Annotated in this window: 6 protein-coding genes; 1 reads left to right on the top strand and 5 read right to left on the bottom strand. The window is 71.7% G+C overall.

Annotation, left to right across the window (positions count from 1 at the left end; translation table 11 throughout):
• The 5 genes from AC27IO_RS18865 to AC27IO_RS18845 all read right to left on the bottom strand — a co-directional run.
• On the bottom strand, positions 1-2,349 hold a 2,349-nt coding region (locus AC27IO_RS18865), incomplete at its 3' end, for a fimbria/pilus outer membrane usher protein (protein ID WP_498740168.1).
• A complete protein-coding gene (locus AC27IO_RS18860) occupies positions 2,336-3,187 on the bottom strand; it encodes a fimbrial biogenesis chaperone (RefSeq protein WP_498740166.1) in 852 nt (283 codons plus the stop codon). The genes AC27IO_RS18860 and AC27IO_RS18865, both read right to left, overlap by 14 nt.
• Positions 3,181-3,807, bottom strand: a complete 627-nt coding sequence (locus AC27IO_RS18855) for a spore coat protein U domain-containing protein (protein WP_498740164.1) — start codon at positions 3,805-3,807, stop codon at positions 3,181-3,183. The genes AC27IO_RS18860 and AC27IO_RS18855 overlap by 7 nt, the downstream gene beginning before the upstream one ends.
• A gap of 45 nt (positions 3,808-3,852) precedes the next feature.
• Entirely contained in the window at positions 3,853-4,413 is a 561-nt protein-coding gene (locus AC27IO_RS18850) for a Csu type fimbrial protein (protein WP_498740162.1), read from the bottom strand.
• Between the two features lie 341 nt (positions 4,414-4,754).
• Positions 4,755-5,627, bottom strand: coding sequence for a gamma-glutamyl-gamma-aminobutyrate hydrolase family protein (locus AC27IO_RS18845; RefSeq protein WP_272566685.1), 873 nt, complete (start codon positions 5,625-5,627; stop codon positions 4,755-4,757).
• A 290-nt stretch (positions 5,628-5,917) separates the two neighbouring features.
• On the opposite strand from AC27IO_RS18845, the gene AC27IO_RS18840 reads away from it, so the two are divergent.
• Entirely contained in the window at positions 5,918-6,265 is a 348-nt protein-coding gene (locus AC27IO_RS18840) for an HPF/RaiA family ribosome-associated protein (RefSeq protein WP_272566686.1), read from the top strand.
• Positions 6,266-6,384 lie beyond the last annotated feature (119 nt).

The following is a 6,384-nucleotide window of genomic DNA, read 5'->3' as shown; positions in this document are numbered from 1 at the left end:
GTCGGCCGGCGCGTCGCCCGTGCGGCACACCACGCGCAGGTCGCGCGTGCCGGCGTAGGCCTGTTCGCTGAATGCGCCGCGGCACACGGCTCCGTCCGGCAGGCGGGCCACCAGCGTGTTGCGGGCCTGCAGCGCGGTGAGGTACACCACGCCGTCCCAGCCCACCACCGTGGGCACGTTGCCCTGCTCGTGGACCACGGCGGTGCCGGCTGGCAGCGGCGCGCCCCGGCCGTCCACCAGCGTGATGGTGGCGGTGCGCACGCGCATCACCGGCAGCCGCACCAGGGTGCCGGTGCCGCGCGCCACCGCCACGCGCTTTTCCAGGCTGGGGGTGTGCACGTCCGCCGGCAGCGAAAGCGGGTCGATCTCGTAGCGGCCTTCGTAGTAGGCCGGCACCTCCGGCACGAGCAGGTAGCCGCGGGCGTTGGTGCGGCCCACCCGCTGGTGGTTGAAGAGCACCGGCACGTCCGCCATGCCGTCCGTGGACACCAGCGCGAAGCCGTCGCTGATGCGGTTGGAGGCGAAGGCATAGCCGTCCATCAGCCCGATCGATCCGGCCGCGCCCGCGAAGCGCGTGCCGTGGCCGGCCATGCCGTAGGCGCCGCCCTGCACCGTCATGGTGTCGCCGCGGTAGAGCGCCGAGGCCTGGCTGTAGCGGTTCGCCTGGCCGCCCACGGTGTGGCCCAGGTTCCAGCCGAAGCCGCCGTCCGATGGCACGGTGCGCTGCACGCTGGCCTGGGCCTGCGTGGTGCCGTCACCGTAGCGGGCCACGGCGGTCTGCGCGCTCGACTGGGGCCCGAGCACGTAGGTGAGCTGCAGGCGCATCTGCGTCTGGCCCGTCTCCAGCGTGCGGCCGGCGGTGAACGACAGGTAGCTGCGGTCCCCGAGCGGCGTGCTGTAGCCGGCGTAGGCCAGCCGGCTGCGCTGGCCCTCTCGGCTTTGCAGGTCCACCCAGCCCACGCTGAACGAGCCGCGCGCCACGTTCAGGCTGGCATCGAGCTGCCGCGTGCGGCGCGGCAGCTGAAAGCCGTCGTCGGCGTAGGTGCTGGCATCGCCGTAGCCGGGCGTGCGCTGCAGCTGCTGCAGCGAGATGCCGCCGCCCGTGCTCTGGAACTGGTAGCCCAGGCCGAGCTGCCAGCCGCTGCGGTCGCGCTGCGCCTGCCCCCGCGTGACGGAGGCATTGGCGACCCCCAGCAGGCCCAGCCGCAGCAGCCCGCCCGCGCCGGCCACGCCGAGCCCGCGGCCCGCCTGCGCCTGGGTTTCGAGGGTGAACGCCTCGGTGATGCCCTGGCGGTACACGCCCGAGGCCAGGGGCCGGCCGTAGGACAGGCTGCGAAAGCCGTAGGCGCGCCGCAGCGCCCCCAGCGACAGCGAGTAGTCGGTCCAGCCCGGGCGCAGCAGCTGCGTGTTGACGTAGAACGGCACCGAGGTCAGCACCTGCCGCCCGAGCGCGTCGGTGGTCACCACCGAGGCCGTGCCCGAGCCGTTCACCGTGGGCAGCTCGCCCAGCGTGAACGGGCCCGGCGCCACGGCCCGGTTGGCCGCGCGAAAGCCGTTGATGAACACGTCCACCGCCGAGGGCACGGCCGCCTGGCCCGAGAAGGCGGGCAGCGGATAGGTCACCAGGTCGGGCCGGATGCTGAAGTTGCGCGACCACTGCACGCCGCCCATGCGCACCGGCGTGCTCCACGGCAGCGAGCCGGTGATGACGTCGCCGTACACGGTCTGCGTGGCCTCCTGCGTCTCGGGCCGGGTCCACTGCGTGTCGTAGCGCACGTAGCCGGTCGACATGCCGGTGGCGCCGCGGCGCAGGATGCCGGTGCTGGACACCACGCCGGGCTCGCCGAAGTACCGGGCCTCGGACCAGACCGACGAGGTGGTGCGGCCCTGCGTGGTCATGGCGTAGGCGTCGTAGTTGAACAGCACGCCGCTGCCTCCGCCCAGCGGCAGCTGCGTGCGGCTGTGGTCGGCCAGGTCCTGCATCGGCAGCCATTCTGGCGGCACCTGCAGCAGCAGGCGCTGGCCCAGGCTGTCGTACTGGGCCGAGACGCCGGGCAGGGTGTCCACCGCCACGGGAGCGCCATCCGGCTCGGGGGTCTGCACGTGCAGCTCGCGCAGCGTTTCCGCGTCGATCTCGTAATGGGGGCCGCTGTGCTGCACCTTGACGACCTCGCCGGTGGTCCTTCCGTTGACCACGATCTCCAGGAACAGCGTGACCGGGGCGCCGGCATGCGCGTCCGGCACCGGATAGTCGCTGGCGCTGAGCAGGCGCGGCAGGCATGCCGCCAGCACCCCCCACCGGGCGATGCGGGTGCGCAGCGGAGAGGGGCGCGGTTCATTGCGATGCACGGGGCAGCTGGGCTTCGCGCCCGTTGACCGTCACCATCAGGTCGTGGTCGGGTGAGGGCGGCGGCGCCAGGTCCAGCGGCATCTGGCCATGGGGCAGCACGTAGTTCAGCACGTCCTTGGGTTGCGCCGCACGGCTGCCGCCGCGCGCCCAGGCGACGGAAGTGATGCGCGCGTGCGACGCGCCATGGTTGTGCACCACGACCTGGCCGGTGCGGCCAGCGCCCGTGAGGGCCCACGACAGTTCGGGGGTGATGACGGTGGTGCCATCGACCAGCGACCGGGTGTCGGCCAGACGCTGCGGCAGCGTGTCCGGCCCGTAGACGAAGAGCGGGATCGCATAGCGGATCTGCAGGCGCACGGCCACCGCTGCGTCGCTGGGCAGCGCCTGGGGTGCGCGCGATGCGCCGGCCGAGGGAGGTGTTGGCGCGGGCGGGTCCGGGGGCGTCGGGGGCGTGGCGGCGGGCAGTTCGTCCACCAGCACGCGGTAGGCCTGCTCGGTGCGCGCCGGCACCGGCTGCGTGGACAGCAGGCGCACCATCTGGCGCTGGCCCGGTGGAATCTGGCTGATGGGCGGGCTGGCCACCACCTCGCGCTGCGCCTCGAAGCGGTCCTGCCCGTCGGCCTGGCGCCACTGGAACACCCGCACCTGCATCGACACGGGCTCGGCGCCGCGGTTTTCCAGCCACAGCGCCACCGCGCGCTGCGGGCCGGTGATGACCGGGTCCACGGGCCAGATCATGATCGGCGTGGCCGCTTGCGCCGGTGCGGCCGCCGGGCCGATGCCGCAGAGGCAGATCAGGGCCAGGGCGAGCGCGAGGAAGCGGTGCAGCGTCACCACGACAGGGTCACCTGCACGGTGTCGGTGTAGGTGCCGGCGCTGAGCCCGGAGCCCGGGAACGTCGCGGTGGCCTGGATGGGCAGCGCCGTGGGTGTGGCGCCCAGCGCCATGTCCGCCGCCACGTTGGGCAACAGGGCCGGCGAGCCGGCCGCGACCAGCGTGAGCGCATAGGGAATGAACTGCGAGCCGTTGGAGAGCCGGCGCTGCGCGCCGCTGGCATGCAGGCCGCTGCCCACCGTCACCCGCAGCGTGGTGCCCGGCGTGCACAGCACCTGGGCCTGCGTGCCGGAGCCGCCCGTGGCCATGACGCTGTGCGTGCCGGTGCGCACGGGCGAATGCACGCCGAAGTCGAGCAGGCCGAACGACAGCCCGGTGGTCTGCGCGCTGCCCGAGATCTGGCAGCCGCGCGCTACGGTCGCGCTCACCGGAATCGTGGCCGTGGTGGCGATGGGCGTGGCGGCCTCGGCGGGCGCGGCGACCCACGCCGGCAACGCCGCGAGCACCGCCACCGAGGCGGCTTGGCGCACGCGCGCCGGGGTGGGGTGCGGCCTGCGGAAAAGGCGCACAGGGCTTTTCAGGGCGTGCATGGGCCCACCATGCCGTCCGATGGCTTGCATCATGGGTGTCCTCCGGGCGGGCCGGGCGCGTGGCCGGCCGCCGAGCTGTCAGAACGTCAGCGTGACCCCGAGCGTGTCGGTGTAGGCGCCGAAGGGCAGCGACTGGCTGCCAGTCTTGTTGACCTGCCCGTAGATGGGCAGATTGAACGCCGCTCCCGCCGTGGGAATGGCGACATTCGCCACCGGCGTGTTGAGCGGGTAGGGCGTGGTGTGGCTCGCGTCCTGGTACACCTCGTAGGGGATGTAGGCCGACGCGGAGTTCATCGCCCGCGTGCCCACGCCCACACCGGCGCCCTGGCCGGCATGCAGCCCGCCGCCCACCGTCACGCTGATGACGGTGATCTCTGGCGAGCACAGGATCTGCGTGGTGCCCGCCCCGCCGGCGCCGCCCGTGGGGGCCGCGCTCACGGTGCCAGTGAACGTCGCGGGCTGGGTGCCGAAGTCCAGCGTGCCGAAGCTCACGCCGGACTGCCCGCCCGAACTGCCCGAGATGACGCAGCCCGTGCTGATGCGCATGGTCGCCTGCAGGTTGCCGGTGAGGGTGTCCGCCGCCGCAGTGCGGGGCCCGGCCACGAGGGCCAGGCAGGACAAGGCCACGGCGGCAGGCATCGCGCGCAACGGCAGTCTGGGGGACGGGTCGGTGTGGGTTCCGCGCGGCGTGGTGCCTGCGGCTGACGGTCTCGTTGGCATCGCTTTCCCCTATTCGTTGCAGGAAGAAAATTTCGATGGGACAGTGGTCTACGTCGTCTTGCAGCTCTCCAAGCTGCACTGTCTCCGGACACAGTTATTGCACATTTACACGGTGGGCTTTCGCATTGCTAACAAATGGTAACAATTGGCTGGAAAAGCGCACATTGATTGTTGCAACGCGAAACAGCCACCACGCCGCTGTGCCGTCTGGCGGTGGCGCTATCGTTTTTGATAGCTACGGTTGAGGTAGCGCGCGCCCCTCAGCGGCGCAGCAAAAGGGCCTGCCGGAGCAGTCGAGCGGCACGATCCCGGATCTGGAAGGGGCTGTGGCCCGGCAACGGACGCACTTTGGAGCGCGAACAGGCCGCCAGGAAGTCCTCCAGGATGGGCGCGTCGTCCATGGTCTGCGACGAGCCGGGCTTGAAGAATTCCGGGTGCCACTGGGTGGCGGCGATGTACCCGCGCCCACGCTGCGGGCGCCGCCGGATCGCCTCCGGCACGCCGTCGGGATGGCTCCAGGCCTCGATCTCGAAGCCCGGTGCGAGGTTCTTGATGCCCTGGTGGTGGATGCTGTTGACCACCACGCGCTGCTGGCTTGGGTACATCTGCGACAGCCGGGTGCCGGGCACCAGCTCCACCTCGTGGAAATGCTGGTCGTAGGTCACCGCATTGCGGTGCTGCTGGGCGCCGGGGTGCTGGGTTTCGATGTCCTGGTAGAGCGTGCCGCCGAAGGCGACGTTGATCAGCTGCAACCCCCGGCACACGCCGAAGATGGGCTTGCCGGCCTGCTCGAAGGCTTCGACCACGGCCAGGTCGTACAGGTCGCGGATGCGGTCGCCCAGCCAGGCGTCCTTGAGCGGGACCTCGCCATAGGTGCCGGGCCACACGTCGGACCCGCCGTGCATCACCACGCCATCGAGCCAGTCCGCGTAGTGCGCCAGGGTGACGTCGCCGCGCGCGGTCTCGCCGGTGGGGCAGGGCACCATCACCACCATCGCGCCGGCGGACATGATCCAGTGGGCGATCGACTGCTCCACGTACTGCAGCGTCTTGTTGGTGAACAGCGAGCGGGCGGGGTCCGCGTGTGAGAAGCAGGCGGACAGGCCGATCTTGAGGCGCTTGGAAGTGGACATGCTCAGCGGTCCGCGAAGGAGAATCGGCGGCGAATGGATGCGCCGCAGGTCAGGGCAAAAGGCATCCGAACGTTGTAACACCCGCCCCCGGCACCGGCTGTAGGAACCGGCCGCTCCCGCCGTGGGCGCCTGCCCGACAGCCCGGCGGCGCCGCGCGTTGCGGTGGCCCGGCGCTGCGATGTGCGACGATGCCCCCGGGTGGTGGCCGGAACGCGGCATCCACGCGCCGGTCCCGCCCTTTCGTCTTGCCCGGCCCCTGCCGGGCGCCATTGGAAAAAAGGAGCAACGCTATGCAAGTACAGGTGCACACCGACGACTACATCCAGGGCGGCGAATCGCTGGCCCAGTGGATCCATGACGAGACCAACAGCCGGCTTGCACGCTTTCGCGACCACCTGACCCGCGTGGAGGTCTTCCTGTCCGATGTGGACGCCGGCAAGTCCGGCGCGGCCGACAAGCGCTGCGTGGTGGAAGCCCGCGCGGCGGGGCGCCCACCCGTCGCCGCCAGCGCCGATGCGGACAAGCTGGCCGATGCCTTCACCAGCGCGGTTGAAAAGGCGGCCCGCGCCCTCGACACCGACCTGGGCCGCCTCAAGGACCGCCACGGCCGCGAGACCATCCGCACTGCGACCGAGTGAGTCCGGCAGGGCCGGGCCTGCGCGGGCCCTGGCCCTCCGGGCTCTGAACCGCCACGGCCCCGCTTTCGCGGGGCTTTTTTTATTCCGCAGGCCTGGCGGCGGCGCGGCCTGGGCCTGCC

It is taken from the genome of Acidovorax sp. KNOB132 (assembly GCF_057541515.1).
This window is presented reverse-complemented; position numbering and strand designations above follow the sequence as displayed.